The organism is Planktomarina temperata RCA23 (assembly GCF_000738435.1).
Lineage (GTDB): Bacteria > Pseudomonadota > Alphaproteobacteria > Rhodobacterales > Rhodobacteraceae > Planktomarina > Planktomarina temperata.
This window is the reverse complement of sequence record NZ_CP003984.1, coordinates 1707371-1731202: the sequence shown is the minus strand read 5'-3', so window position 1 is coordinate 1731202 and position 23832 is coordinate 1707371. Positions and strand designations below refer to the sequence as shown.

Annotated in this window: 23 protein-coding genes; 15 read left to right on the top strand and 8 right to left on the bottom strand. The window is 54.3% G+C overall.

From position 1 onward, the window contains the following. Window positions 1-52: 52 nt before the first annotated feature. Window positions 53-1234 (bottom strand): ABC transporter substrate-binding protein, encoded by a 1182-nt coding sequence (locus RCA23_RS08225; RefSeq protein ID WP_044049904.1) that lies wholly within the window; start codon window positions 1232-1234, stop codon window positions 53-55. A gap of 131 nt (window positions 1235-1365) precedes the next feature. Beyond that, a complete protein-coding gene (locus tag RCA23_RS08220; RefSeq protein WP_430902588.1) occupies window positions 1366-2379 on the bottom strand; it encodes a GlxA family transcriptional regulator in 1014 nt (337 codons plus the stop codon). Between the two features lie 162 nt (window positions 2380-2541). Between RCA23_RS08220 and RCA23_RS08215 the strand changes: the two genes are divergently transcribed. Then, window positions 2542-3912 carry a class II 3-deoxy-7-phosphoheptulonate synthase gene (locus RCA23_RS08215; RefSeq protein WP_044049903.1) on the top strand — a complete coding sequence of 457 codons (1371 nt, stop codon included), beginning with the start codon at window positions 2542-2544 and terminating at the stop codon, window positions 3910-3912. Between the two features lie 19 nt (window positions 3913-3931). On the opposite strand, the gene RCA23_RS08210 is transcribed toward RCA23_RS08215, so the two are convergent. Further along, window positions 3932-4558 carry a PAS domain-containing protein gene (locus RCA23_RS08210; RefSeq protein WP_044049902.1) on the bottom strand — a complete coding sequence of 209 codons (627 nt, stop codon included), beginning with the start codon at window positions 4556-4558 and terminating at the stop codon, window positions 3932-3934. Window positions 4559-4724: 166 nt separating this feature from the next. Between RCA23_RS08210 and RCA23_RS08205 the strand changes: the two genes are divergently transcribed. From RCA23_RS08205 to RCA23_RS08180, 6 genes are all read left to right on the top strand, one after another. Next, a complete protein-coding gene (locus tag RCA23_RS08205; protein ID WP_044049901.1) occupies window positions 4725-5606 on the top strand; it encodes a YicC/YloC family endoribonuclease in 882 nt (293 codons plus the stop codon). Next, complete coding sequence (gmk, locus tag RCA23_RS08200; RefSeq protein WP_044049900.1) at window positions 5596-6252, top strand: guanylate kinase; 657 nt, start codon at window positions 5596-5598, stop codon at window positions 6250-6252. The genes RCA23_RS08205 and gmk overlap by 11 nt, the downstream gene beginning before the upstream one ends. Continuing rightward, complete coding sequence (locus RCA23_RS08195) at window positions 6242-6775, top strand: gamma carbonic anhydrase family protein (RefSeq protein ID WP_044049899.1); 534 nt, start codon at window positions 6242-6244, stop codon at window positions 6773-6775. Before gmk ends, RCA23_RS08195 begins: the two co-directional genes overlap by 11 nt. Before the next feature lie 300 nt (window positions 6776-7075). Next, window positions 7076-7498 carry a NusA N-terminal domain-containing protein gene (locus RCA23_RS08190; RefSeq protein ID WP_044049898.1) on the top strand — a complete coding sequence of 141 codons (423 nt, stop codon included), beginning with the start codon at window positions 7076-7078 and terminating at the stop codon, window positions 7496-7498. After that, complete coding sequence (locus RCA23_RS08185) at window positions 7491-8000, top strand: GNAT family N-acetyltransferase (protein ID WP_044049897.1); 510 nt, start codon at window positions 7491-7493, stop codon at window positions 7998-8000. The genes RCA23_RS08190 and RCA23_RS08185 overlap by 8 nt, the downstream gene beginning before the upstream one ends. After that, window positions 8001-9035: a Hint domain-containing protein gene (locus RCA23_RS08180; RefSeq protein WP_081870932.1), complete on the top strand. Its 1035-nt coding sequence runs from the start codon at window positions 8001-8003 to the stop codon at window positions 9033-9035. A 106-nt stretch (window positions 9036-9141) separates the two neighbouring features. Here the strand turns inward: RCA23_RS08180 and tsf are convergent, their stop codons facing one another. From tsf to RCA23_RS08165, 3 genes are all read right to left on the bottom strand, one after another. Then, window positions 9142-10017, bottom strand: coding sequence for a translation elongation factor Ts (tsf, locus tag RCA23_RS08175; protein ID WP_044049896.1), 876 nt, complete (start codon window positions 10015-10017; stop codon window positions 9142-9144). Window positions 10018-10090: 73 nt separating this feature from the next. Further along, window positions 10091-10876, bottom strand: coding sequence for a 30S ribosomal protein S2 (gene rpsB, locus RCA23_RS08170; protein ID WP_424452102.1), 786 nt, complete (start codon window positions 10874-10876; stop codon window positions 10091-10093). 288 nt (window positions 10877-11164) lie between these two features. Then, complete coding sequence (locus tag RCA23_RS08165; protein ID WP_044049894.1) at window positions 11165-11371, bottom strand: cold-shock protein; 207 nt, start codon at window positions 11369-11371, stop codon at window positions 11165-11167. 260 nt (window positions 11372-11631) lie between these two features. Between RCA23_RS08165 and RCA23_RS08160 the strand changes: the two genes are divergently transcribed. From RCA23_RS08160 to RCA23_RS08135, 6 genes are all read left to right on the top strand, one after another. Further along, window positions 11632-12525 carry a PfkB family carbohydrate kinase gene (locus RCA23_RS08160; protein ID WP_044051412.1) on the top strand — a complete coding sequence of 298 codons (894 nt, stop codon included), beginning with the start codon at window positions 11632-11634 and terminating at the stop codon, window positions 12523-12525. Between the two features lie 3 nt (window positions 12526-12528). Further along, on the top strand, window positions 12529-13452 hold the full coding sequence (locus RCA23_RS08155; protein WP_044049893.1) for a pseudouridine-5'-phosphate glycosidase: 924 nt from the start codon (window positions 12529-12531) through the stop codon (window positions 13450-13452). 74 nt (window positions 13453-13526) lie between these two features. Beyond that, complete coding sequence (locus tag RCA23_RS08150) at window positions 13527-14225, top strand: DUF502 domain-containing protein (protein ID WP_044049892.1); 699 nt, start codon at window positions 13527-13529, stop codon at window positions 14223-14225. Continuing rightward, window positions 14222-14827, top strand: coding sequence for a LysE/ArgO family amino acid transporter (locus tag RCA23_RS08145; RefSeq protein ID WP_347721356.1), 606 nt, complete (start codon window positions 14222-14224; stop codon window positions 14825-14827). The genes RCA23_RS08150 and RCA23_RS08145 overlap by 4 nt, the downstream gene beginning before the upstream one ends. A 213-nt stretch (window positions 14828-15040) precedes the next feature. Next, window positions 15041-16861 (top strand): ABC transporter substrate-binding protein, encoded by a 1821-nt coding sequence (locus RCA23_RS08140; protein WP_044051410.1) that lies wholly within the window; start codon window positions 15041-15043, stop codon window positions 16859-16861. Continuing rightward, a complete protein-coding gene (locus tag RCA23_RS08135) occupies window positions 16848-17552 on the top strand; it encodes an aquaporin (RefSeq protein ID WP_052377268.1) in 705 nt (234 codons plus the stop codon). The genes RCA23_RS08140 and RCA23_RS08135 overlap by 14 nt, the downstream gene beginning before the upstream one ends. Here the strand turns inward: RCA23_RS08135 and RCA23_RS08130 are convergent. Beyond that, window positions 17549-18172 (bottom strand): helix-turn-helix domain-containing protein, encoded by a 624-nt coding sequence (locus RCA23_RS08130; RefSeq protein ID WP_044049890.1) that lies wholly within the window; start codon window positions 18170-18172, stop codon window positions 17549-17551. The genes RCA23_RS08135 and RCA23_RS08130 overlap by 4 nt on opposite strands. Before the next feature lie 64 nt (window positions 18173-18236). On the opposite strand from RCA23_RS08130, the gene RCA23_RS08125 reads away from it, so the two are divergent. Next, window positions 18237-19733, top strand: coding sequence for a class I adenylate-forming enzyme family protein (locus tag RCA23_RS08125; RefSeq protein ID WP_044049889.1), 1497 nt, complete (start codon window positions 18237-18239; stop codon window positions 19731-19733). After that, window positions 19730-20371 carry a DsbA family oxidoreductase gene (locus RCA23_RS08120; protein WP_044049888.1) on the top strand — a complete coding sequence of 214 codons (642 nt, stop codon included), beginning with the start codon at window positions 19730-19732 and terminating at the stop codon, window positions 20369-20371. Before RCA23_RS08125 ends, RCA23_RS08120 begins: the two co-directional genes overlap by 4 nt. Here the strand turns inward: RCA23_RS08120 and mfd are convergent. Further along, window positions 20368-23808: a transcription-repair coupling factor gene (gene mfd / locus RCA23_RS08115; RefSeq protein ID WP_044049887.1), complete on the bottom strand. Its 3441-nt coding sequence runs from the start codon at window positions 23806-23808 to the stop codon at window positions 20368-20370. The genes RCA23_RS08120 and mfd overlap by 4 nt on opposite strands. Window positions 23809-23832 lie beyond the last annotated feature (24 nt).

Below are 23832 nucleotides of genomic sequence, written 5' to 3'. Positions count from 1 at the left end.
ATGCAAACAGCCCCGCTATAAAACGGGGCTGTTGTTACTCATAGGGCCGTGTTTAGCGGTATTTAACCGTAATTTCAGCGCCGCCCTCATAGCCAACCTGGCGATAGTTGCCGGCCGATTCGCCGCCACCGATCAGCTCAACGGCTGTTGCGCCTTCGTAATCAATGTCGATTCCGGCCGCAACGGCCTGTAGCGCCAAGCCAAGCTGGCCAGGTTCGATTTTCAAACCAGGCGCATTCGCCACTTCCATGACTTTTTCTTTATAGGCGGCTGGATCTGAAGATCCGGCCGCTTGCATGGCCAAGACAATCAAAGCGGTCGCGTCATAGGATTCAGCGGCAAATGGGGAAGTGCCATCAAAGTCATCACCGGCCATGGCTGCAAAGATGCCAGCGCCTGCACTGTCTGTGCCGGGCACCTGACCGCTGGAGCCATCGAGGTCTGATCCGAAATTCTCAACCAATTTCGCGGAAATCATGCCGTCTGGGAAATGGAATGTGTCAAAGGCACCCGAATCCAAAGCGGCGCGGACGATGCCGGAGCCGCCTTGATCAACGTAACCTGCCACAACCAAACGGTCACCGCCCGCCGCCGCCAGAGCGCCGATCTCAGCAGAATAATCCGCCTTGCCGTCTTCATGGGCCGCATTGATGGTGACTGTGCCGCCAGCGGCTTCGAAGGCCGCTTGGAAACTATCGGCCAAACCTTTGCCATAGTCATTGTTGGTATAGGTGACCGCGACGGTGTCGATGCCTTCTTCCAGCAAGACGTCTGTCATCACCACACCTTGGCGCGCATCAGAGGGCGCCGTGCGGAAGAACAGACCGTTGTCTTCCGCAGTGGACAGGGCAGGGGATGTGGCAGAAGGTGAAATCATCACGATGCCATTGGCCAATGCCACGTTCGACAAGATCGCACCTGTCACGCCAGAACAATCGGCGCCCATGATGCCTTTAACACCATCAGAGGTGATCAAACGCTCGGCAACAGCCGTCGCGGCGCCCGCATCAATACAGGTGGAATCGCCGCGCACAGAGGTCACAGTCGAGCCGCCAAGAAGTGCGCCGCTGGCGTTCACTTCCGCCATGGCCATTTCTGCCGCCGCGCCCATCTGCGGGGTCAGCGATTCAATGGGGCCGGTGAACCCCAAAATAACACCAATTTTAATGTCTTCCGCAGCGACAGCACCCGCGGACAATGCAACAGCCGTTGTGGCCAGCAGCAGTTTTCTCATAACTTTCTCCCGTTTTGTTATTTGAACTCTGCCCAACGATAGAAGGGCTATTGTCAAAAAGGAAGCGATTCTTGCTATATTTCAACTGTTCTGCCCATGACGGGACAAAGTCCGCGTTGCGAAATGTCGCCTTATTGGGCCAGGCGCGACGATTGCGCGCCCCGTTCCCGGTAAGGGGTGGTATCATAATGAGCTCGGTAGCATTTCGAAAAATGCGAGGGCGAGGCAAAGCCACAGGCCAAAGCCACATTGATCACTGACATATCTGTTTGCATCAACAAATTGCGGGCTTTTTGCAAACGCAGCTCCATATAATAACGCTTTGGCGAGCGGTTAAGATAGCGGCGAAACAAGCGCTCTAGCTGCCGGGTCGACATATTAACATCTCGGGCCAAAATCGACGGGCTGATTGGCTCTTCAATATTTTGTTCCATTTTTTGGATCACTTGGCTCAATTTCGGATGGCGCACCCCAATGCGCGTGGGGATAGAAAGGCGCTGGGTATCTTGATCGGTCCGAATGGAGGAGTAAATGAGCTGATCGGCCACCGCATTGGCCAAATCCTCTCCATGATCCTGCGCGATCAGTTTCAGCATGAGATCAATCGATAAGGTGCCGCCGGCGGTGGTAATACGGTTGCCGTCCACGACAAAGACCGATTTTGTCAGCTCGACCTCCTCAAACTCCTCAATAAAACTGTCCTGATTTTCCCAATGGATCGTGGCGCGTTTTCCGTCGAGCAGCCCAGCTTTCGCCAGCGTATAGCCCGCCGTGCAAAGCCCCGCCATCAATGGCCCACGGCGCGACTCGCGGCGCAGCCAGTTGACAATTTTCTTAGAGGAGGCGGTTTTGATGTTTACGCCGCCGCAGATCATAACTGTGTCGTCGCGCGACACATCAATCAACTCATGCTGGACAACAAATTCAATCCCTGCCGAGCAGCGCACAGGTGCGCCACTTTCGGACATCAAAACCCATGTATAAAGATCACGCCCCGACATGCGGTTCGCGATCCGCAAAGATTCGACCGCTGCCGAAAAGCACAGCATTGTGAACTCTTCAAGCAGGACAAACACGAAGCGCCGAGGCTTGGCGGGGGCTTCAATCGTTCCGACGAGTTGATCAAATATATCCATAAGGATCATCCTTCACCGTGCCCTGATCTGGGCAACATGGCCCCCTTTGGCCTTGATGAGAAACTAGGTCAAGGCTCTATTGCTATGAGGCACATTTTACGGTGGTTTATCAATGAAAATCACGATAAACTGGTGAGAGATAACGCTAACACAATACCGGAGCACATACTTATGACCAGCTGGCAAAAATCTGATTGGCGCAATAAGCCGAGAGTTCAGATGCCCGACTATACGGACCAAGCGGCCTTGGCCGCGGCTGAACAGCAGTTGCGGCAATATCCACCGCTCGTTTTTGCTGGCGAAGCGCGGGCCTTGCGTCAGCAATTGGCCGCCGTCAGTCGCGGCGAGGCCTTTCTATTGCAGGGCGGCGATTGTGCTGAAAGCTTTAAAGAGTTTTCCGCCGACAACATCCGCGACACGTTCAAAGTGATGCTGCAAATGGCCATGGTTTTGACTTATGGCGCAAAAGTGCCTGTGGTCAAAGTGGGCCGCATGGCTGGGCAGTTTGCCAAACCCCGCTCTGCTCCGACGGAAACCCAGAATGGTGTCGAACTGCCGAGCTATCGCGGTGACATTATCAATGAGCTCGATTTCACCCCCGAGGCCCGCATTCCAAACCCGCAGAAGATGTTGCAAGCCTATACCCAAGCGGCGGCCACTCTGAACCTCTTGCGCGCGTTTTCCAAAGGCGGGTTTGCGGATATTCATCAGGTGCATTCTTGGACTTTGGGATTCACCGAATCGCAAAAGGCTTCGGCCTATCGTGAAATGGCAAACCGAATTTCGGATGCCTTAGATTTCATGGAGGCGGCTGGGCTGACCTCTGAGAAAAATGCTGAGCTAAGTTCCGTTGATTTTTATACCTCCCATGAGGCGCTGCTGCTGGAGTATGAAGAGGCCTTGTGCCGATTGGACAGCACAAGCGGGACCTATGTGGCGGGATCGGGACATATGGTGTGGATTGGCGATCGGACCCGCCAACCCGATGGCGCCCATGTCGAGTTCTGTCGCGGTGTGCAAAACCCAATTGGCCTGAAATGTGGCCCGACAACGACAGCGGAAGACCTTAAGGTATTGATGGAAAAACTGAACCCTAACAATGAAGCGGGGCGTTTGACGCTCATCGCACGCTTTGGCGCTGGCGCTGTCGGCGATCACCTGCCGCGTTTGATCAAAACGGTCAACGAGGAAGGTGCGAATGTGGTTTGGACCTGTGATGCGATGCATGGCAACACCATCAAGGCGTCCTCTGGGTATAAAACCCGGCCGTTTGAAAGCGTATTGCGCGAGGTGCAAGAATTCTTCGCCATCCACAGGTCGGAAAATACCGTGCCGGGTGGCGTGCATTTTGAGATGACCGGCCAAGACGTCACCGAATGCACCGGCGGCGTGCGGGCTGTGACCGATGAGAATCTGTCAGATCGCTATCACACGGCCTGTGATCCGCGTTTGAACGCATCACAATCTTTGGAACTGGCCTTTTTGGTCGCTGAAGAGTTGAGTCAAACCAACAAAACCCGCGCGGCGCGGTTGGCCGTTTAGGATCTTTGAATATTTAGGATCAACTGACCAATTTAAGATAGGGGCGCGCAGGGATCTGTGCGCCCTTTTTGCGTCCCATGCAAAGCACAAGCGCGTCAGTCTCTTGCGGGCTGTGGCCAGGGCGCGCCGCATAATATACAGGCCCCAGCGCCGAAAATGGCGCTGCCTTCTGTTGCGCCTCGCAGCGATATTGACCGCGGACGAGATCCACCGTCGCCAGTGCCCGGCGACACTGCCTCTGCCGGTCCAAAAGCGGCAGCATTGTAAGCACAGACTCCCGGTCAAAGGCCCGCGATCGCAAGGTGACGCTCATCGGGGATTGCCTGTTAAAAACCTGCGATACCAGATGTTCAAATTGTGGCTGGATTGCTGGGGCGCAAAGACTGTCCAGCGCTTGGCCACGACTGTCCTGCCCCAGCAGCTGGTTTACTTGCGTGCTGGCGATGCGAATGACACTTCGGTTCGACGCGGTCAGGCCGATGACACAGGCGGCAGATAGGTAGGGGCCAAGCGCCTGGCAGGAGAGAGACTGCCACAAGGGAATTTGACCATCTCGGCACCGCGCTTGCCAAAGGCTATAGAGCGCGCGCTGTAGCCGGTGTTGGGTGAACTCTGGCTGAATGACTGTATCAATCGGTAGCTGCATGTGTCCTCATTGTCCGCGGTTGTATCGGCGAGATTTTGGTTAAGGTTCTGATAACCATGTTTTCAGCAGTTTGGTAAAAAGAGTGTTAATAATTTCAGTCAAATTTAACATTTTATTGAACAAAAATTTAACGTAGACAGATAATGGCAGGCTTGGGGAGGGTGGCATGTTAACATCAATGACGGGCATGGCTGCGATGAGTGGCGCGTCGGGCCCCTATGATTGGTCCATGGAACTGCGCGCTGTGAACAACAAAGGGTTGGACATTGGCACACGGGTGCCTGAATGGCTGGTTGGCTTCGATCAAGCCGCGCGCAAGGCGATTTCATCCCAGGTTGCCCGTGGATCGCTGCAGTTTTCACTCAAGATTTCCCATGTTGCAGGACAGGGCCAGCGGCAGATTGATCCGGATAAATTAGAGCATATATTGACCAACGCTGCGGTTTTGGCAGAACATGCGGCGCAAAAAGGCCTATCTGTTGCGCCGCTAAGCCTGTCTGATATCGTGGCGCAAAATGGGTTTTTAGATGTCGATGCTGATACAGAGGCGCAGCAGGCCGTGATCACTGTTTTGACAAAGGATCTGCCAAGGCTGATCGCCCAATTTCAAGCCTCCCGAAAAGCCGAAGGCGCGGCGCTGCACCGCATACTTGCCGAGAACCTGAAACAGATGGAAGCGCTTATCACCCAAGCTCTCGCCACCTTAAAAACCCGCGCTGACGGCTTTGAGGAAAATTTCAGGGCCGCCTTGGCACGTCTGATACAAGACATTGATCCCGAGCGTTTGGCGCAAGAAATGGCGATTTTAGCGGTGAAAAGTGATGTCACTGAGGAAATTGACCGCTTGCAGGCCCATATCGCAGCGGCGCAGACATTGCTGACGTCCGACGAGCCGTCGGGGCGCAAATTTGATTTTCTGATGCAGGAATTCAACCGTGAGGCCAATACCCTGTGTTCCAAGTCAGGGTCAAAGGCCTTAACGGCCATTGGACTTGAAATGAAGGTCTTGATAGATCAAATGCGCGAGCAAGTGCAAAATGTGGAGTGAGACCATGCGGCGTGGCCTATTAATTATTCTGTCGTCCCCCTCCGGGGCGGGCAAGTCCACGCTCGCGCGGCGCCTGATGCGCTGGGATCCCTCGCTGGCATTTTCAGTCTCCGCAACCACCCGCGCGATGCGCAAGGGAGAGGTGGACGGGCAGGATTATTTTTTCGTTGATGAGGCTGATTTTAAACGCCAAGTCCGCGATGGGGAGATGCTTGAACATGCGCATGTTTTTGGCAAATTTTATGGATCGCCAAAAGGGCCCGTAGAGGCGGCCATCGGCAAGGGGCAGGATGTCTTGTTTGACATTGACTGGCAAGGCGCACAGCAGATTGCCAACTCGGCATTGCAAGAGCATGTGCTCTCAATCTTCATCCTCCCACCATCCATCACCGAACTGCAGCGCCGGCTTGAGGGCAGGGGGCAAGACACTGCAGAGACTATTGCCAAGCGTATGCAAAAAAGCTGGGATGAGATAAGCCATTGGTCGGGTTATGATTATGTCCTGATCAACGATGATCTCGATGCCACGGAAGAAAAGCTAAAAACCATCGTCACAACAGAGCGCCTGCGCCGGAGCCAACAGCCCGGTCTGGTCGAACATGTCCGAGCGCTGCAAACTGAATTTGAGATGAACAATGATTTATAAGCTCAATGAAAATAAACCAAAATTTCCTGAAGATGGCGATTTTTGGGTGGCGCCAGATGCCAATGTGATCGGCAAAGTGCGCCTTGGCGCTGGCGCTTCGGTCTGGTTTGGCGCGACTTTGCGCGGGGATAATGAGTGGATCGACATAGGAGCCGGCTCAAATGTGCAGGAAAACTCCGTCTTGCATACCGATATTGGCTTTCCTCTAACCATAGGCCGCAATTGCACCATCGGACATAAGGCGATCCTGCACGGCTGCACCATTGGCGATCAAAGCCTGATTGGCATGGGCGCTATTGTTTTGAACGGCGCTCAGATTGGCCGCAACTGTTTGATCGGCGCCGGCGCCTTGATCACCGAAGGCAAAATCATTCCCGACAATTCCCTTGTCGTCGGCGCACCGGGCAAAGTGGTGCGCAGCTTAACCGAGGCGGAAATCGAAGGGCTGCTGACATCGGCCATTGGCTATCAAACCAATATGCGGCGTTTTGCCAAAGGATTAGAGGCAATCTCTGAAGCGTAATCGTTACATGTTATTGGGGTTTCTGCCTGAGTATTAATTTAACATAATATAGATTATGGACCGTTTTTGCTTGCCAAAATCTAAAACAAATATAGCTTGTCCCCAGAAGCAACAACGTATATTTATTTTCTCATTTAAATTACAACAGATTTGGGAATGCGTTAATATTTATAGTATTTAGTCACTTGCACGGCAGCTAATGATCTGCTCGATGAAATAGACAGAATTGCGTAGCGTGAAAAACTCTAGAAACGAATGCACATTAAATCACGAATGAATATTAAATAAGGTGAGCCAACTATGACAAAAGTAACGCTTTTACAAACTGAAGACCCAATCACTCTGGTAACTCCGCCAAATATTTCAGAGTTCCTGAAAGCCCAGTTGAATGATGGAAAACCAGGCGCAGCCTTAGTTAAAGATGTAGAAGCGCAGATTGAACAGGCTGCTTCGGATGCTTTTGGCAAAGAGTACGTTTTTAGAGCGACCATCGACGACAATGGGTCAGTTCGAATTTTTCAAATCTTGGACGTTGTCGAAACAGTCACAGATGAGTATCGGCAAGTATCGCTACACAATGCGCGCAAAATAAAATCAGGGGTCGAGCTAGGGGCAAAAATCGCCAATACGTTGGAGTATGATGAGTTGGTAACACCCTTTGGTGTGCTGACCACTGCGAACATGAAGATTAAGAACATAGCAGTGGCGAAGGCCGATGTCTGATGCCACTGTGTCTCTGCGCCCACTTGTGATGCGTGACGTGCCGCGTCTGGTTGAAATCTGCAATCAAATGCAAGTGGCCAGATATCTGGCACATATGCCTCACCCGTTTAAGCGGTCCCATGCCAAAAGGTTTGTAACTTTTGGCATGGAGAATCCGGGGCTGGTGTTTGGAATAGCATTTGATCGGCTGCTGGTTGGTGCGCTGCAAATGCGCGATCAGCTGGAGTATTTTTTGGACCCAAAGTATTGGGGGAGAGGTATTGCAACATGTGCTGTCAGGCAAGCGCTTGATCGGCTTTTTTCCACTACGCTGCAGCAACAAGTTAAATCTGGATATTTTATTCAGAATAAAGCCAGCGGGCGAGTGTTAGAAAAGCTGGGTTTTGTGAAAAGCATCCAACAGACGACGACAACCCGCCATCTGTCGATGGCGCTACATCAATCCATGATATTGCAGCGCGTGCGGTGGTTAACGAAGCCGGCGCTCAAAAAGGAGAAATAAATGAAGAACTTACTAACTAACGGAAGTTTTGAAGGTCCTCATACGACATGGACAGCCATTGCAAGCGGGGATGCCGCAGGCTGGTTTGCCGTTACGAACACCCCAGACTTGAACCGTAATTTATTGGGGGCAGGTTCCGCAACAGATGGGGATGATTGGATCTGGTTTGGGGAAAATGAGTCTTTGGGGCAAACCTTGACCACACCATTGACAGTCGGAACACCCTATTCTTTGTCGGTTGATTTGGACCCTGTGACAGCTGCACCAACAACTCCTGTACTTCGTGTCCTTGATCAGGCCAATAATGTCATTGGGAGCGTAATAGTTACGACTCCTGGCGGATATGCAACTTTTACGCTAGCGATCACCCCAGTGATTACCGTCACAGAAATCCGACTGGAAGCATTTGGTAACGGTTTCATGTCGATGGATAATGCCAACCTCCAAATTGCCTGCTTCACTCGTGGTTCACAGATCAAAACCCAATCCGGCGAGGTTGCCATTGAAGACCTCGCTGTGGGTGATCGCGTTGAAACGCTAGATCACGGGCTTCAACCGATCCGCTGGATTGGCTCTAGCAAATGCCAAGCGACCGGCAATATGGCCCCCATCCTGATCCGCAAGGGCGCGCTTGGCAACACGCGCGATCTCCGCGTTAGCCCGCAGCACCGCATGCTGCTATCCGGCTGGCACGCGGAGGTGCTCTTTGGCGAGCGCGAAGTGCTGGCCACGGCCAAATCACTGGTGAATGACCATTCTATTCTGCGCGAGGAAGGTGGCGAGGTGGAATATTTCCACATGCTCTTTGACAGCCACGAGATCGTCTATGCCGAAGGCGCCCCATCTGAAAGCTTCCACCCCGGTGCGGAGGGTTGGAAAGCCTTGGACGAGCCGACACGCAATGAAATCCTTGAGCTGTTCCCGCAGCTGGCGAATGGTAATTTCGACAGCTACGGCCCATCGGCCCGCGCGAGCCTCAAGTATAAAGAGGGGTCTCTTCTCAGCCACTCAATGATCAGTCAAACCCAGCACTGACCCGCTGGGATCCGGCGCGCCCCCTCCCTTGGCGCGCCCTGCCCGGTTGTAGCGTACAAAAAAAGGCATCCCAAGGGACGCCTTTTTAATTTCGGTCTGGGCTGGGTTAACCCTTCATTGTTTTCGCAACTTCGGCGGCGAAATCTTCAACCACTTTTTCGATGCCTTCACCCACTTCAAGGCGCACAAATCCTGTGACCTCAACGCCAGCTTCTTTGGCCGCCGCTTCAACCGTCAGATCGGGATTGACCACAAAAGCTTGCCCCATCAAGGTCGAGTCCGCCATGAATTTCTTCATCCGGCCCACGATCATTTTTTCGATCACAGCTTCAGGCTTGCCGCTTTCGCGAGCAATATCCATCTGAATTTGCTTTTCCTTTTCAACAACCGCAGGATCCAAGGAGGCTTCATTCAAGGCTGCAGGATTGGCCGCAGCGATATGCATCGCCACCTGCTTGCCAAAGGCTTCATTGTCACCAGACAGGCCGACCAACACGCCGATCTTGCCCATACCCTCGGCCGCGGCATTGTGCACATAGGACACAACCGTATCTGCCGAAACCGTCGCCATACGGCGCAAAGACATATTTTCGCCAATGGTGGCAATCGCATCTGTGATCAGATCAGCCACAGGCTTGCCGTCCACAACAGTCGCAGCCAAGCCTTCTGTGCTGTCTGCGGACAAGCCAGCTGTTGCGATTTTCGCAACCATCGCTTGGAAATCTGCGTTTTTGCCGACGAAATCAGTTTCTGAGTTCACCTCAACCGCAACACCCTTGCCCGCTTGAACGGCCACAGCCACAAGCCCCTCAGCCGCAGTCCGACCGGATTTTTTTGCAGCTTTGGCCAGACCTTTGGTGCGCAGCCAATCCATTGCCGCTTCCATATCGCCATCGTTTTCGGTCAATGCTTTTTTGGCATCCATCATGCCTGCGCCGGATTTTTCGCGCATTTCTTTCACCATTGCAGCAGTAATCGCCATAATCGTGTTCCTTTTCCTATAAGAGAATCTCGGCTGCGGTTTCCCGCAACCGATGTAAACTTCCAATCTGGGCTTAAGCCTCAGCGGCTGGAGCGTCTTCTGCGGCGGCTTCAACAAGAGCCTCTTCCGCGACAGCCTCTTCCATAGAGCCGAGATCAACGCCAGCGGCGCCAAGCTGTGCGGACATGCCTTCCAAGGCTGCGCGCGCGGCGAGATCGCAGTAAAGTGCAATCGCACGTGCCGCGTCGTCATTGCCGGGAATGACGTAGTCAATGCCATCGGGTGGGCAGTTTGTATCCACAACAGCCACCACTGGAATGCCCAGCTTTTTCGCTTCTGCAATGGCCAGATCTTCTTTGTTCACGTCGATGACGAACAACAGATCAGGAACGCCGCCCATTTCACGAATGCCGCCCAAAGAGGCTTGCAATTTAGCTTGGTCACGTTCCATGCCCAAACGCTCTTTTTTGGTCAAACCGGCAAAACCCGTTTCCATTTTCTCATCAATGTCTTTCAGACGGCTGATGGATTTGGATACGGTCTGCCAGTTGGTCAGCGTGCCACCAAGCCAACGGTGATTCATGTAGTATTGCGCACATTTCTCAGCGGCTTCTGCAACTGGGTTTTGTGCTTGACGCTTTGTGCCAACAAACAAGATACGGCCGCCTTTTGCGACGGTGTCTTGAATGGCTTTCAAAGCTGCATCGAGCATTGGAACGGTCTGTGTCAGATCCATGATGTGGATGCCGTTACGCTCCCCATAGATGAATTGACCCATACGTGGGTTCCAGCGTTGTGTTTGGTGCCCAAAGTGCACGCCAGCTTCCAAGAGCTGACGCATTGTGAAATCTGCGGCCATTGCCATTTCCTTTCCGGTTTATGCCTCGGCGGGGATGTCAGAGATTGCTCTCAACCGGCGGACTTTTGAGGATTTCTCCCTCAAAGGCCCAAACCCCACCTGCGAAGTAGGGCTGCTTTAATCGCCCCCCTGCCCCTTGGCAAGCGAAAAGCGGCGTAAATTAAGCATATTCAGCCGTGTTTCGCGCGATTTGTGGCCTTTGAGGGTAAAAAAGCAAAAAGGGCGCGCCATTTGCGGCACGCCCTTAATAAATTTCAAAGATATCGGCTCCCAATCGGAGGCCGGCCCTTAAGCCAAAGCGATGTTTGTCGCGCTTTCGCGGCCGTCACGGCCAGGTTCGATATCGAATGTTACTTTTTGGTCATCATTCAAGCCAGTCAAGCCTGCACGCTCAACAGCAGAGATGTGTACAAATACATCTTTAGAGCCGCCATCGGGAGCGATAAAGCCGAAGCCTTTTGAAGTGTTAAACCATTTGACGGTGCCAGTAGCCATCGTCGTTCTCCTTGTTTGATCTGCCCGCGGAATGCAGCAGTGTGGCTAAGTCAGTGCTAGATCGAAAGACTGAGCCGTAAGGAGCAGTTATGCCGATAGATGTAACGTCGCATGGGTTCTCTAGGATATTTTTAACAAAATAGCAAGCTCTTACTCACGCCCCTGCTTGGCGCCTTTGTTAAACCACGAAAAGCGAGGCCTGCTGCGCCCGAATGCGCAAAAGAACTTGTCTCTCATAGATGAGTTTGCCACAAACCCATATGACGCAGAGTCCAGATATATTGTGCATCGGTTCGGTGCTGTGGGATGTCATTGGCCGCTCAACCCGTGCCATGCAAGCCGGGTCTGATGTGCCGGGCCGCATCACGCGGTTGCCGGGCGGCGTCGCCATGAATATTGCGATGACTTTAAAGCGATTTGATCTGCATCCGGCACTTTTGTCCGTGGTTGGACAAGACCTTGATGGGCAGGAATTGATTGCGGCCGCAGAAGTTCTGGGGCTGAATACCGCGTATCTCTACCGCTCCCAAGACCTACCGACCGACCGCTATATGGCCATTGAAGGCAGCAACGGCCTCATTGCGGCGATTGCGGATGCCCATTCTCTTGAAGCGGCGGGAGACAAGATATTGCGGCCGCTGGCTGACGGACGTCTGGGACGGGCTGAGCAGCCATTTCATGGTTTGATTGCACTTGATGGCAATCTGACCGTGGGGCTTTTGGCGCAGATCGCCGCCTCCCCGCTGTTTGCCCGAGCTGATTTGCGGATCGCGCCGGCCTCTCCGGGCAAGGCGGAGCGATTGTTGCCGCTGCTTGGGCACCCGGGCGCAACGCTTTATGTCAATGTTGAAGAAGCAGAGTTGATTTTGGGGCGTGACTTCAGCGACGCGGCCGAAGCGGCCTCGGCATTGGTGGCGCGTGGCGCCAATCGCGCAGTTGTGACCCATGGCCCGAAAGCCGCCGCTAAGGCCGATGGCGACGGCTGCGTTCTGGCCCTGCCGCCTGCTGTTTTGGCCAGCCGGGTCACAGGTGCAGGCGACACATTTATGGCCGCACATATCGCCGCAGAGCTGCGCGGTGCAGGTGCACTGCAGGCGCTGCAAGCCGCCTCAAATGCAGCCGCAGCCTATGTTTCAGGAAAATCAGAGGGATAGACTATGCAACTGACCTATAGCGCCGAGATTGAGGCTATCCGGACCGATGCTGGATTTTCCAAGCCGGTGGTGGCGCTGGAGAGCACGATCATCACCCATGGCATGCCCTATCCGCAAAATTTGGATGTGGCACGGGCGGTTGAGCAAGAGGTGCGAGACGCAGGCGCCGTTCCGGCAACCATCGCAATCCTGAACGGTTCGCTGCATATCGGGCTGGATCCGGGGCAATTGACGGATTTGGCACAGGCGCGCGATGTCGCAAAAGTATCGCGCGCAGATATGGCCTTTGTTATGGCACAGGGCAAAAGCGGCGCCACCACGGTGGCCGCCACGATGATTGCAGCGCAGGCGGCTGGCATTGAGGTGTTCGCCACAGGAGGCATTGGCGGGGTGCACCGCGGCGCAGAGCTCACCTTTGATATTTCGGCAGATCTGCGCGAATTGGCACTCACCGATACGATCGTCGTGGCCGCCGGGGCCAAGGCCATTTTAGACATCCCCAAAACCATGGAAGTCCTCGAAACCTATGGGGTTCCGGTGATTGCTTATGGTCAAGACGAGATGCCTGCGTTTTGGTCGCAGAAAAGTGACATCCCTGCCCCCCTGCGTTGCGATACGCCTCAGCAGATTGTAGCCGGATTGCGCGCGCGCCAAGCCCTGGGCCTAAGCGGCGGGCAATTGATCGCCAATCCCGTGCCAAAGGCCGATGAGATTAGCGCCGAAGAGATCGGCCCAATGATAGAGCTGGCCCTGCATGAGGCCCACAGGCAAGGGATCAACGCCAAAGCTGTCACCCCGTTTTTACTGGGCCGCATTTTTGAGCTGACCGAGGGCAAATCGCTGCAAACCAATATTGCCTTGGTGAAAAATAATGCGCGGTTGGCCGCTCAGATCGCCAAATCCTGCTGGGAATTGCCGAAATCATGAAGATGGATAGAAAAAATCTTGTAAGGCAAGAGTGTGCTGGCTAAACCACGGGTGACAGGGACATAGGACACTCCATGGAAACGCCACCAGATCAAAACCACCGACGTCAAGGTTGGATGGGCGCAATGCGCTCAAACTTCTTTACCGGCTTGGTGATTATCGCGCCAATCGGGCTGACGGCTTGGTTGATTTGGTCGGTCGTGGGGTGGATTGATGCGCGGGTCTGGGCGATTGTCCCCGACAGCTATCAGCCTGATCGCTATATCCAAACTCTTTTCGATATTCAGCTGAGCGACCAATATGATATCCGCGGATTTGGCCTCATTGTCTTTTTGGTGTTCACCTTTGTTGTGGGCTGGCTCGGAAAAGGTTTTGTGGGGCGGTCTTTGCTGCGCTGGGCTGAAGGTTTGGTGCGCCGCATGCCCGTGGTGCGCACGATCTATAGCGGCGTCAAGCAAATCGCGGAAACGGTCTTTAATCAAAAAAATAACAGCTTTGACCGGGCCTGTTTGATTGAGTATCCGCGCAAGGGAATCTGGGTGATCGGCTTTGTTGCCACCACCGCCCGAGGTGAGGTTGCCGCCCATGCGCCTGATGACGATAAATTGGTCTCGGTTTTCGTGCCGACAACGCCCAACCCGACCTCTGGCTTTTTGTTGTTTGTGCCGGGTCAGGACATCAAAGAGCTGCAAATGTCTGTTGAGGATGCTGCAAAGCTCATCATATCGGCTGGTCTGGTCTATCCCGAAGATAAAGCGCCAAGCAGCGCGTGACACAGGCGTTTTTCACCGGTTTCGTCACTCTCATGTCGCTGATCCTGGCGGTGGGCGCGCAAAATGTGTTCATCCTGCGCCAGGGCATTCTACGCCGCCATGTCTTGCCTCTATGCCTCTTTGCCGCTGCAAGCGATGCGCTTCTGATTTGGACAGGGGTGATTGGCTTTGGAGTTTTGGCGCAGATGGCTCCGGGGATCGCCCGCCTGATGACCTGGGGCGGCGCAGTGTTCTTATGCACCTATGGCGCCCTACGTTTTCGCGCGGCCTATCGGGGGGACTATCGTTTGGAGCTTGGCGAGGGACGAGAAAGTCTCAAAAAGACCCTCCTGACTCTCGCCGGTTTCACCTTTTTAAATCCGCATGTCTATCTCGACACAATCGGCCTCATCGGCGCAGTATCGGCACAATATGATGCAGACAGCCTACGCTATGCCTTCGCGACAGGTGCCAGTTTAGGGTCTTTGGTGTTTTTCTGCGCCCTTGGATTCGGTGCTCGATTATTGGCGCCGCTTATGGGATCGAGCAAGGCTTGGCGGGTGCTGGATATTTTGGTTGGCATGACCATGTGGGCCATTGCCGCTTTGTTGGTGTGCTCTTGAGTGCGCCGTTCGTATCATCGGGAGCAAAAAAAACGCCAGCACGAAGCTGGCGTTAAGTTATTGAGGCAGGTTTCATACAGGCAAGAAACCTATCGAGCAGTAACAATACTATAAACAAACTGTTTAGCGGGTCCAAGCTAAAAGTTTGAAAATGTAATATTCCCACGCTAGCCTGTGGCCACAGCCCGGCAAAAACAAAAGGATCTACCCCAGATGACATATGGACAAGGGATCAATTCCAAACTTATTGGCGCGGTTTTCGCCGCCGCTTTGCTGGCGGCCAATTTGGGCATGGCAGAGCCAACGCATGGCATAGCTATGTATGGTGACCCCGCATTACCACATGATTTTGTGTCCCTACCCTATGCAAACCCAAACGCCCCGAAAGGGGGAACCATCGTTTCCGCAGAAGGAGGCACCTTCACCTCACTCAATCCGCACGTTCGCAAAGGCTCTGTGCCTTGGCAGCTTCGGTTCCTGGCCTATGAAAGCCTGATGGGCCGTTCTTATGACGAGCCTTTCACCCTTTACACGCTGCTGGCCGAATCGATTGAAACCGATGAGAGCCGCCGCTGGGTTGAATTTTCGCTTCATCCAGAGGCGCGATTCTCTGATGGCAGCCCGGTGACGGTGGAGGATGTGATCTGGTCATATGAAACTTTGGGCACCATTGGTCATCCGCGCTACCACGGGCTTTGGAAGAAAATTGAAACGGTCAGCCAGACCGGACCGCGTAAGGTGAAATTCACCTTTGCCGATCAGGACCGCGAGTTGGCGCTCTTGGTGGGTCTCAGACCAGTTTTGAAAAAGGCACAATGGGAGAGCGCAGATTTCGAAAATTCCGGCCTTGATGTAATCCCCATTTCCAGTGCCCCCTATGTCATCCGCGATTTTGATCCGGGAAACTATGTTCGTCTCATGCGCAACCCAGAGTATTGGGGCAAAGACATTGGATTTCGTCGCGGCACAAACAACTTTGATGAGGTTAGATTGGATTTCTATGCGGATGGATCGGTGCAGTTCGAGGCATTTAAAGCGGGCGAATCCTCCTCATTCAGAGAGTTGAACGCCGAACGCTGGGAAAACTCTTACGATTTTGACGCCGTCCAAACGGGGAAGATCGTCAAATCCATCATACCCCACCAGCGCCCCAGCGGCATCACAGGCTTTGTGATGAACACGCGCAAGCCCAAGTTCGCAGATTGGCGTGTGCGCGAGGCTTTGATTGCGGCGTTTAACTTCGAGTTCATCAATCAGGCGAACACCGGTGGGCGCCAGGAGCGTATCACCTCCTATTTCTCAAATTCGGTGCTCTCAATGGAGGCGGGACCAGCGAAAGGTCGGGTGCTTGAGTTGTTGGAGCCCTATGCGGACACCCTGCTGCCCGGCACGATTGAAGGCTACCGCCTGCCGCAATCTGACGGCAGCGCGCGCAATCGTAAGAATATTCGTGCAGCCGATGCTTTGCTGACACAAGCGGGTTGGACAGTTCAAGACGGGTTGCGCCGAAACGCGCAGGGCACGCCGTTTGAAATCACCGTCACCTTGAAGCAGGGCGACACGGAAAGCCAATCGATGATGGATATTTACCAACAAGCCCTTGAACGTCTGGGGATTCGCCTCACGACCGAAGTGCTCGATGCGGCGCAATATAAAGAGCGCACGCAGATCTATGATTTTGATATGGCCTATTATCGGCGCGGCCTGTCGCTGAGCCCCGGCAATGAACAGATGCTCTATTGGGGCGGCTATGGGGTGGATCAACCCGGCACCCGCAATTGGATGGGGATGAACTCTCCCGCTGCCGAATCTATGATTGCAAAACTGGTGAGCTCGACCAGCCGAGAGGACTTTCTCGCGGCCGTGAAGGCGCTGGACCGGATTTTAACCGCCGGACGTTACGTTATTCCAATTCACACGAGTTCTTTCAGCAGATTGGCCCATGTCAAAGAAATCAAATATCCCGAACGCCTACCGATGTATGGCGATTGGATTGGATTTCTGCCGGATGTTTGGTGGTATGAAGCGCAATAGGCGCTGGGGTAAATATTGGAGTAGATCAACAATGAAAAATGCAGTTCTTGCGGAGTTTTTGGGGACAGGTTTTCTATTAGTTTCAGTGGTTGGCAGCGGAATCATGGCTGAGACTCTGGCTGGTGGAAATATTGCTTTGGCGCTATTGGCCAATGCCATTGCAACGGGCTGTATGCTCTATTGCATCATCACCCTATTTGGTGCGGTCTCTGGCGCGCATTTCAACCCCATTGTCTCCCTGGCCTTTGTGCTGCGCGGCGAGATGCCAATCACGCGGGCCTGCGCCTTCATATCAGCGCAGATTTTTGGCGCAATAACGGGAGTGATCTTGACCCATGCAATGTTTGACCAAAGCTTGTTTCAGCTGTCGCAAACCCCGCGGAGCGGTGGGCCGCTTTGGGTGTCCGAAATTTTTGCAAGTTTCGGGCTGCTGCTGATCGTTTTCGGCGGTTTGGCACAAAACTCCAAAGCCATTGCCACAATGGTCGCGCTTTATATCACAGGAGCCTATTGGTTCACCGCCTCCACCAGCTTTGCCAACCCTGCGGTCTCCATCGCGCGGGCGCTATCAGATACCTTTGCAGGGATTGATCCGGCCCATGTGCCAATGTTTATCCTATGCCAATTGATCGGAATGGCCCTGGCGCTTTGGGCTGTAAGGGCCGTCTTTAACACCGAAACAAGCGGTTAACCGAGCGAGGTGACCCATAAAATGGTCGCATCTTCCGCGCTTTGCGTCACCACATTATGCCCCATAGAGGCGTCGTAGTAGGCGCTATCGCCCCGGCGCATCTCAATCGGTTCGTAGAACTCCGTATATAGCTTAACCACCCCGGTCAGCACATAGAGGAATTCCTCACCATCATGACGCACCCAGCCATCGAATTCTTCCATCGACCGGGCGTGTACCACGGCGCGATAGGGCAACATGCGTTTTTTTGACAGGGAATTGGCCAAAAGCTCATGCTCATATGTGGCGGTGACATGGCTTTGCCCCTCGCCCGCTTTGGTATGGGCCAAACGGCCGTTGATTTGATTGTTGACCGGTGGGGTAAAGAGCTGTGGCACGGAAATTTCCAAGCCAATGGCAAGCTTTTTTAACGCATCATAGGTCGGAGACATTTGCCCATTTTCGATTTTTGATAGGGTGCTGCGGGCCAGACCTGCTTGGCTCGCGGCTTGCTCTAACGTCCAATTGCGCGCTTTGCGCAATTCGCGCACGCGCAACCCAAGGTTGAGAGGCAATCCATCTTCAGAATTGCCATTGTCACGGGCGATTTGGATAATCGAACTGGGATCATTTTTTGTCATAGGCCCGTCATAAACTGCCCGCACAAGGCTTGCAACCTGGGGTGACGCGCGCTAGCCGAAGCCTATGGATGCTTTGTTTGACCTTTCTCCTGCGCCACCCTGCCCCCAGAACTTCAATCTGGCGGCCTATGTCCTGGCTGCCGCAAATAATACGCCGGGCAAGGTTGCTTTGACCGTCTATGAGGCGGGTGTTGCGCGCAAATACAGCTATGCGCAACTGGCGCGGGCAGTATTTGGCGTGGCCACAGGTCTGCGCCGGGCGGGGATTGCCGCCGGAGACCGTGTTTTGCTGCGCATCGGCAATACTGTCGATTTTCCCGTCTGCTTTTTGGCCCTTGCTGCGTTAGATGCTGTTGCGATGCCATGTTCAATCGCGTTAACGGACCGCGAGGTGCAAGTGCTGCTGGGCAAAACCCAGCCCAAAGCCATGATTTGTGACCCAAGCCATGGCTTGGCGGGGTTTGACGGGCTGACATTGCAGACCCCGCAGCTGCAGGCATTTCAAAATCTTCCCCCGGCCCGGCCGATCCTGGGTGATCCCAATCGCCCCGGCTATATTATCTTCACCTCCGGCACATCCGGCCAGCCGCGCGCCGTTCTGCATGCTCATCGCGCAGTTTGGGCGCGCAGGATGATGTGGACTGGCTGGTATGAGCTGACGCCGCAAGATGTCATGATGCACGCCGGTGCCTTTAATTGGACCTATACATTGGGAACGGGATTGATGGACCCTTGGGCAATTGGAGCCAGTGCTGTCATCCCCAACACGCAAGAGCCCGCCGAATTGTGGCAGATTATGCAGGCGGAAGAGGCGACCATCTTTGCCGCTGCCCCTGGAATTTACCGCCGGTTGCTGCAACAGTCTTTTGTGCAGCCGCCGCTCTTACGCCACGGTTTGAGCGCCGGTGATGTGCTGCCGCGGTCGGTGCGCCAAAGCTGGCAAGACCGCACCCAAACCCCGATTTGCGAGGCCTTTGGCATGACCGAATGCTCTACGTTTCTATCGGCGACGCCATCTGCGCCCGAGCATCTTGCCGTGCAACCCGGCCGCAAGATTGCCATCTTTGACGGTGATGACCTGGCCGAGCGTGGACAGATCGGGACCATCTCAGTCGATGGGCGGGATCCGGGCTTGATGCTTGGTTATATTGAGGATGCGACGATCAACTTGCCCCTGAAAAACGGCTGGTATCATACGGCCGATCAAGGGCAGATGTATGCGGATGGTCGGATTGGCTTTGCCGGGCGCAGCGGGGATATTCTCAATGCCGGTGGTTACCGCGTCGCGCCTCGAGAAATTGAGCAAGTGTTAGAGGCCTGCCCCGGTGTGCAAGAGGTTGGTGTCACCGAAGTTGAAGTGCGCCCGGATGTTTTTGTCATCGCCGCTTTCGTTGTAGTCGAGGACCCCTTTGATCTTGCGCAGATCGACGCACTGGCCGCGCGGGATTTAGCACGCTACAAACAACCTCGCATCGTGCAAAAAGTGCCTGCCTTGCCGCGCAACCCAAATGGGAAATTAATCCGGGCCGCCCTGCCCCAATTGTGGAACTCTGAGTTATGATTAAGCTTGATATCATGTCTGATCCGATTTGCCCCTGGTGCTATATCGGCAAAACTCATCTTGAAAAGGCGCTGGCTGAACACCCAGATCACCCCTTCACGGTGGAATGGCATCCTTTCCAGCTCAATCCAGATATGCCGGCTGAGGGTATGGACCGCCGCGTCTATTTAGAGCGCAAATTTGGCGGCAAAGAGGCCGCGATCAAAGTTTATTCTCAAATTGAGCAAACCGCGGAAGCGCTGGGGCTGCCCATCGATTTTGCCGCCATGAAGCGCACCCCCAATACCATAGATGCCCATCGCCTTATTCATTGGGCCGGGTTGGAGCAAAAGCAAAATGCGGTGGTGGATGCGCTGTTTCAAGCCTATTTCTGCATGGGTATCGACATCGGCAACCGCGAGGCGTTGTGCGACATTGCCGAGGTGATTGGCCTGGAACGAGATGTCATCGCCCGGCTTTTGTCGAGCGATGCCGACCGCGCGGTGATCCAAGAGCGTGACGCCCATAGTCGAAAAATGGGCATCACGGCTGTGCCGACATTCATTATTGCCAATCAACATGCTGTGCCTGGCGCGCAACCGCCAGAGGTCTGGACGTCCATCATTTCTGAGCTTCAGGGGCAATTGGCCGAAACCTAGGCTTTGCGTTTCGCTTCTGCGGCCACAAGCGTGGCAAGATCCTTGGCAATGGCGAAGGCGCCTTTGATTTTGTCGGATGTACGGGCCCAATCTCGGCGTACAACAACCTTGTTGTCACGGATTTTTGCAAGACCGCGTTGATCTTCCAAGAAAGCCACCAAACCGCCGGGCGAGGCAAATTTATCATTGTGAAACTGGATGGTCGCCCCTTTTGGCCCGCCGTCCAGTTTGGCGATCCCGGCTTTGCGGCACATGGCTTTTATGCGCACGATGAGCATCAACGTATTGACCTCTTTGGGCAGAGGCCCAAACCGGTCGATCAGCTCGGCTGCGAAGCCTTCCAGCTCAACTTTTGTCGCAAGAGACGACAACCGACGATACAAGCCCAAGCGCACATCCAGATCCGGCACATAGGCCGCAGGGATCAGGACGGACACCCCAAGGTTTATTTGCGGCGCCCATTGGTCATTATCCAAATTGGCTTCGGTCTCGCCCGACCTGATCTTGGCAATCGCGTCTTCCAGCATTTGCTGATAGAGTTCATAGCCCACGTCCCGCATTTGACCTGATTGCTCTTCGCCTAAAAGATTGCCGGCGCCGCGAATGTCCAAATCTTGGCTGGCAAGAGTGAACCCCGCCCCCAAAGAATCCAGTGAGCCCAAGACTCGCAGGCGTTTTTCCGCGGTGGGCGTGAGTTTGGCACGCGGTTTGGTGGTCATATAGGCAAAGGCGCGTGTTTTGGAGCGCCCGACCCGGCCACGGATTTGATAGAGCTGCGACAGGCCAAACATATCCGCACGGTAAATAATCATCGTATTGGCCGTGGGAATATCGAGACCAGATTCCACGATGGTTGTGGCCAAAAGCACATCATATTTGCCGTCGTAAAATGCATTCATCTTATCATCTAATTCGCCCGCCGGCATCTGCCCATGACCCACAACGACTGAAACTTCCGGCACATGCTCGCGCAAAAATGCCTCCATGTCGGGGATATCTTGAATGCGCGGCACCACAAAAAAGCTTTGCCCGCCGCGATAATGCTCGCGCAAGAGCGCCTCTCTCAGGGTGATGGTGTCAAACTCGCTGACATAGGTTCGAATGGCCAGACGATCGATGGGCGGTGTGCCAATGATGGATAGGTCTCGAACACCGGTCAAAGACAATTGCAAGGTCCTTGGGATAGGTGTGGCCGTCAGAGTGAGCACATGCACGTCAGAGCGCAATTGTTTGAGCTTTTCCTTATGCCCCACGCCGAAGCGTTGTTCCTCGTCAATGACCAAGAGCCCAAGGTTTTTGAAACGAACCTGATCTGCGAGCACCGCATGGGTTCCGATCACAATATCGACCGTGCCGCGGGCCAGCCCGTCTCGGGTTTCATTGGCCGCTTTGGCCGAGACAAAACGCGACAGTTGCCGGATCTCGAGCGGAAAGCCGCGAAACCTCTCAGCAAAGCTTTTCGCGTGTTGACGCGCAAGAAGCGTCGTCGGTGCGACCACGGCCACTTGCAAACCACTACAGGCCGCCACAAATGCCGCCCGCATCGCAACTTCAGTTTTGCCAAACCCAACATCGCCACAGATTAACCGATCCATCGGGCGGCCGGTGCCGAGATCTTCTATCACATCAGAAATGGCGCTCAATTGATCGTCGGTTTCTTGATACGGAAAACGTGCACAAAAACTGTCCCACATGCCCAAAGGTGGATCGACCAGCGGCGCTTTGCGCAACGCACGTTCCGCTGCCACACGAATGAGCTTTTCTGCCATTTCACGGATGCGTTCTTTGAGGCGCGCTTTCTTTGCTTGCCACGCGCCGCCGCCCAAACGATCCAAAAGGCCTTCGTCATGGCCATAGCGTGACAAAAGCTCTATGTTTTCCACCGGCAAATAGAGTTTGGAGTTTTCGGCATATTCGAGCAGCAGGCATTCATGATCGGCACCCGCTGCACTGATAATCTCCAGAGCTTTGAACCGTCCCACCCCGTGATCCACATGCACCACCAAATCGCCCGGGCTCAAACTTTGAGTTTCGGTGAGGAAATTATCGGCCCGTTTGCGCCTTTTCGTGCTGCGCACCAAACGATCACCCAAAATATCCTGCTCGGAGATCACCAGGAGATCATCGGTTTCAAAGCCATGTTCCAGCGGGGAGACCGCCAGATATGTGCCTGCGCCGCGCAGGCCTGTTATATTGCTGATCTCAATCAGCTCCCCATGCCCCTCATCTTGCAACAGGCCCGACAGGCGCTCTCTGGCGCCCGTCGAGTAGGAGGTAATCACCACAGGCTTGGCGGCGCGCTTGTTCTTAATATGGTCAGAGACCGCACCAAAGAGGCTCAGGGCCTCGTTCTGACGCTCAGGCGCAAAATTGCGGCCAAGCCGCGCGCCCGCATCCAGGACATTCAACCCCGTCGGTTGTGGCAAAACCGATAGGGCAACCTGCCGCCGCCCTGCCAAGGCCTCCTGCCAGGCGGCATCATTGAGATAGAGCAATTCTGGTGGCGCGGGTTTGTAGACCGTATCTAAACGCCCCTTTTGCGTGAATGCGGTTTTGCGCGCGTCATATTGATCAGCAATGGCGTCCCAGCGGGCCAAGCGCGCTGGGGTCGATTGATCATCCACAATAACCGTCGCATCGGGCAAGTAGTCAAACAGCGTGTCCATTTCTTCGTGAAAGAACGGCAGCCAATGCTCCACCCCTTGATGTTTTCGTCCTGCGGATATGGCCTCATAGAGCGGATCATCTGTGCCTGCGGCCCCAAACTCAATGCGGTAGTTTTGTCGAAATCGCCGGATCGAGGCCTCGTCTAGGATCACTTCGGACACGGGGGACAATTCAACCTTCTCAAGCGATTTCACTGTGCGCTGCGTTGCCGGATCAAATTGGCGAATGCCGTCAAGCGTATCGCCGAAAAAATCCAGACGGATTGGCTCGGAAAGGCCAGGCGGGAAAATGTCGATAATGCCCCCCCGAATTGAATAATCGCCCGGCTCCATAACTGTTGGCGTTTGCGTGAATCCCATGCGCACCAGAAAAGCCCGCAAGGCTTGTTCATCCACGCGGCTCTGAACCGAGGCGCGAAAGACGGCGGATCCAACAGTCGCGCGCGCCGGCACGCGCTGGCTGGCAGCCGAAAGCGTGGTTAAGACAACATAGGATTTTGGCATCTGCGCGAGAAAACTGGCCAGGCTCGACATGCGCTGGGCACTGATATCCGCATTCGGCGATACGCGGTCAAAGGGCAGACAGTCCCAAGCGGGAAAATGAAAGACGGGCAGCTCAGGGGCAAAAAATTCCAAAGCCGCCCGCATCGCCTGTAGACGATTTGCATCGCGCGCGACATGGATCACCCCGCCCTGCTGCGCTTCTTTGTTCACAATGGTCGCGTCAAAGCCCTCCGGGGCGCCGCTCATCAAGATGTGGTTGGATGTCATATCAGCCCGTCAAACCTTTTGTCT

What these genes read in the sequence shown, in the direction of transcription:
- RCA23_RS08225 (WP_044049904.1), bottom strand. Translation starts at nt 1,234, where the DNA reads ATGAGAAAACTGCTGCTGGCCACAACGGCTGTTGCATTGTCCGCGGGT.
- RCA23_RS08220 (WP_430902588.1), bottom strand. Translation starts at nt 2,379, where the DNA reads ATGATCCTTATGGATATATTTGATCAACTCGTCGGAACGATTGAAGCC.
- RCA23_RS08215 (WP_044049903.1), top strand. Translation starts at nt 2,542, where the DNA reads ATGACCAGCTGGCAAAAATCTGATTGGCGCAATAAGCCGAGAGTTCAG.
- RCA23_RS08210 (WP_044049902.1), bottom strand. Translation starts at nt 4,558, where the DNA reads ATGCAGCTACCGATTGATACAGTCATTCAGCCAGAGTTCACCCAACAC.
- RCA23_RS08205 (WP_044049901.1), top strand. Translation starts at nt 4,725, where the DNA reads ATGTTAACATCAATGACGGGCATGGCTGCGATGAGTGGCGCGTCGGGC.
- gmk (WP_044049900.1), top strand. Translation starts at nt 5,596, where the DNA reads ATGTGGAGTGAGACCATGCGGCGTGGCCTATTAATTATTCTGTCGTCC.
- RCA23_RS08195 (WP_044049899.1), top strand. Translation starts at nt 6,242, where the DNA reads ATGATTTATAAGCTCAATGAAAATAAACCAAAATTTCCTGAAGATGGC.
- RCA23_RS08190 (WP_044049898.1), top strand. Translation starts at nt 7,076, where the DNA reads ATGACAAAAGTAACGCTTTTACAAACTGAAGACCCAATCACTCTGGTA.
- RCA23_RS08185 (WP_044049897.1), top strand. Translation starts at nt 7,491, where the DNA reads ATGTCTGATGCCACTGTGTCTCTGCGCCCACTTGTGATGCGTGACGTG.
- RCA23_RS08180 (WP_081870932.1), top strand. Translation starts at nt 8,001, where the DNA reads ATGAAGAACTTACTAACTAACGGAAGTTTTGAAGGTCCTCATACGACA.
- tsf (WP_044049896.1), bottom strand. Translation starts at nt 10,017, where the DNA reads ATGGCGATTACTGCTGCAATGGTGAAAGAAATGCGCGAAAAATCCGGC.
- rpsB (WP_424452102.1), bottom strand. Translation starts at nt 10,876, where the DNA reads ATGGCCGCAGATTTCACAATGCGTCAGCTCTTGGAAGCTGGCGTGCAC.
- RCA23_RS08165 (WP_044049894.1), bottom strand. Translation starts at nt 11,371, where the DNA reads ATGGCTACTGGCACCGTCAAATGGTTTAACACTTCAAAAGGCTTCGGC.
- RCA23_RS08160 (WP_044051412.1), top strand. Translation starts at nt 11,632, where the DNA reads ATGACGCAGAGTCCAGATATATTGTGCATCGGTTCGGTGCTGTGGGAT.
- RCA23_RS08155 (WP_044049893.1), top strand. Translation starts at nt 12,529, where the DNA reads ATGCAACTGACCTATAGCGCCGAGATTGAGGCTATCCGGACCGATGCT.
- RCA23_RS08150 (WP_044049892.1), top strand. Translation starts at nt 13,527, where the DNA reads ATGGAAACGCCACCAGATCAAAACCACCGACGTCAAGGTTGGATGGGC.
- RCA23_RS08140 (WP_044051410.1), top strand. Translation starts at nt 15,041, where the DNA reads ATGACATATGGACAAGGGATCAATTCCAAACTTATTGGCGCGGTTTTC.
- RCA23_RS08135 (WP_052377268.1), top strand. Translation starts at nt 16,848, where the DNA reads ATGAAGCGCAATAGGCGCTGGGGTAAATATTGGAGTAGATCAACAATG.
- RCA23_RS08130 (WP_044049890.1), bottom strand. Translation starts at nt 18,172, where the DNA reads ATGACAAAAAATGATCCCAGTTCGATTATCCAAATCGCCCGTGACAAT.
- RCA23_RS08125 (WP_044049889.1), top strand. Translation starts at nt 18,237, where the DNA reads ATGGATGCTTTGTTTGACCTTTCTCCTGCGCCACCCTGCCCCCAGAAC.
- RCA23_RS08120 (WP_044049888.1), top strand. Translation starts at nt 19,730, where the DNA reads ATGATTAAGCTTGATATCATGTCTGATCCGATTTGCCCCTGGTGCTAT.
- mfd (WP_044049887.1), bottom strand. Translation starts at nt 23,808, where the DNA reads ATGACATCCAACCACATCTTGATGAGCGGCGCCCCGGAGGGCTTTGAC.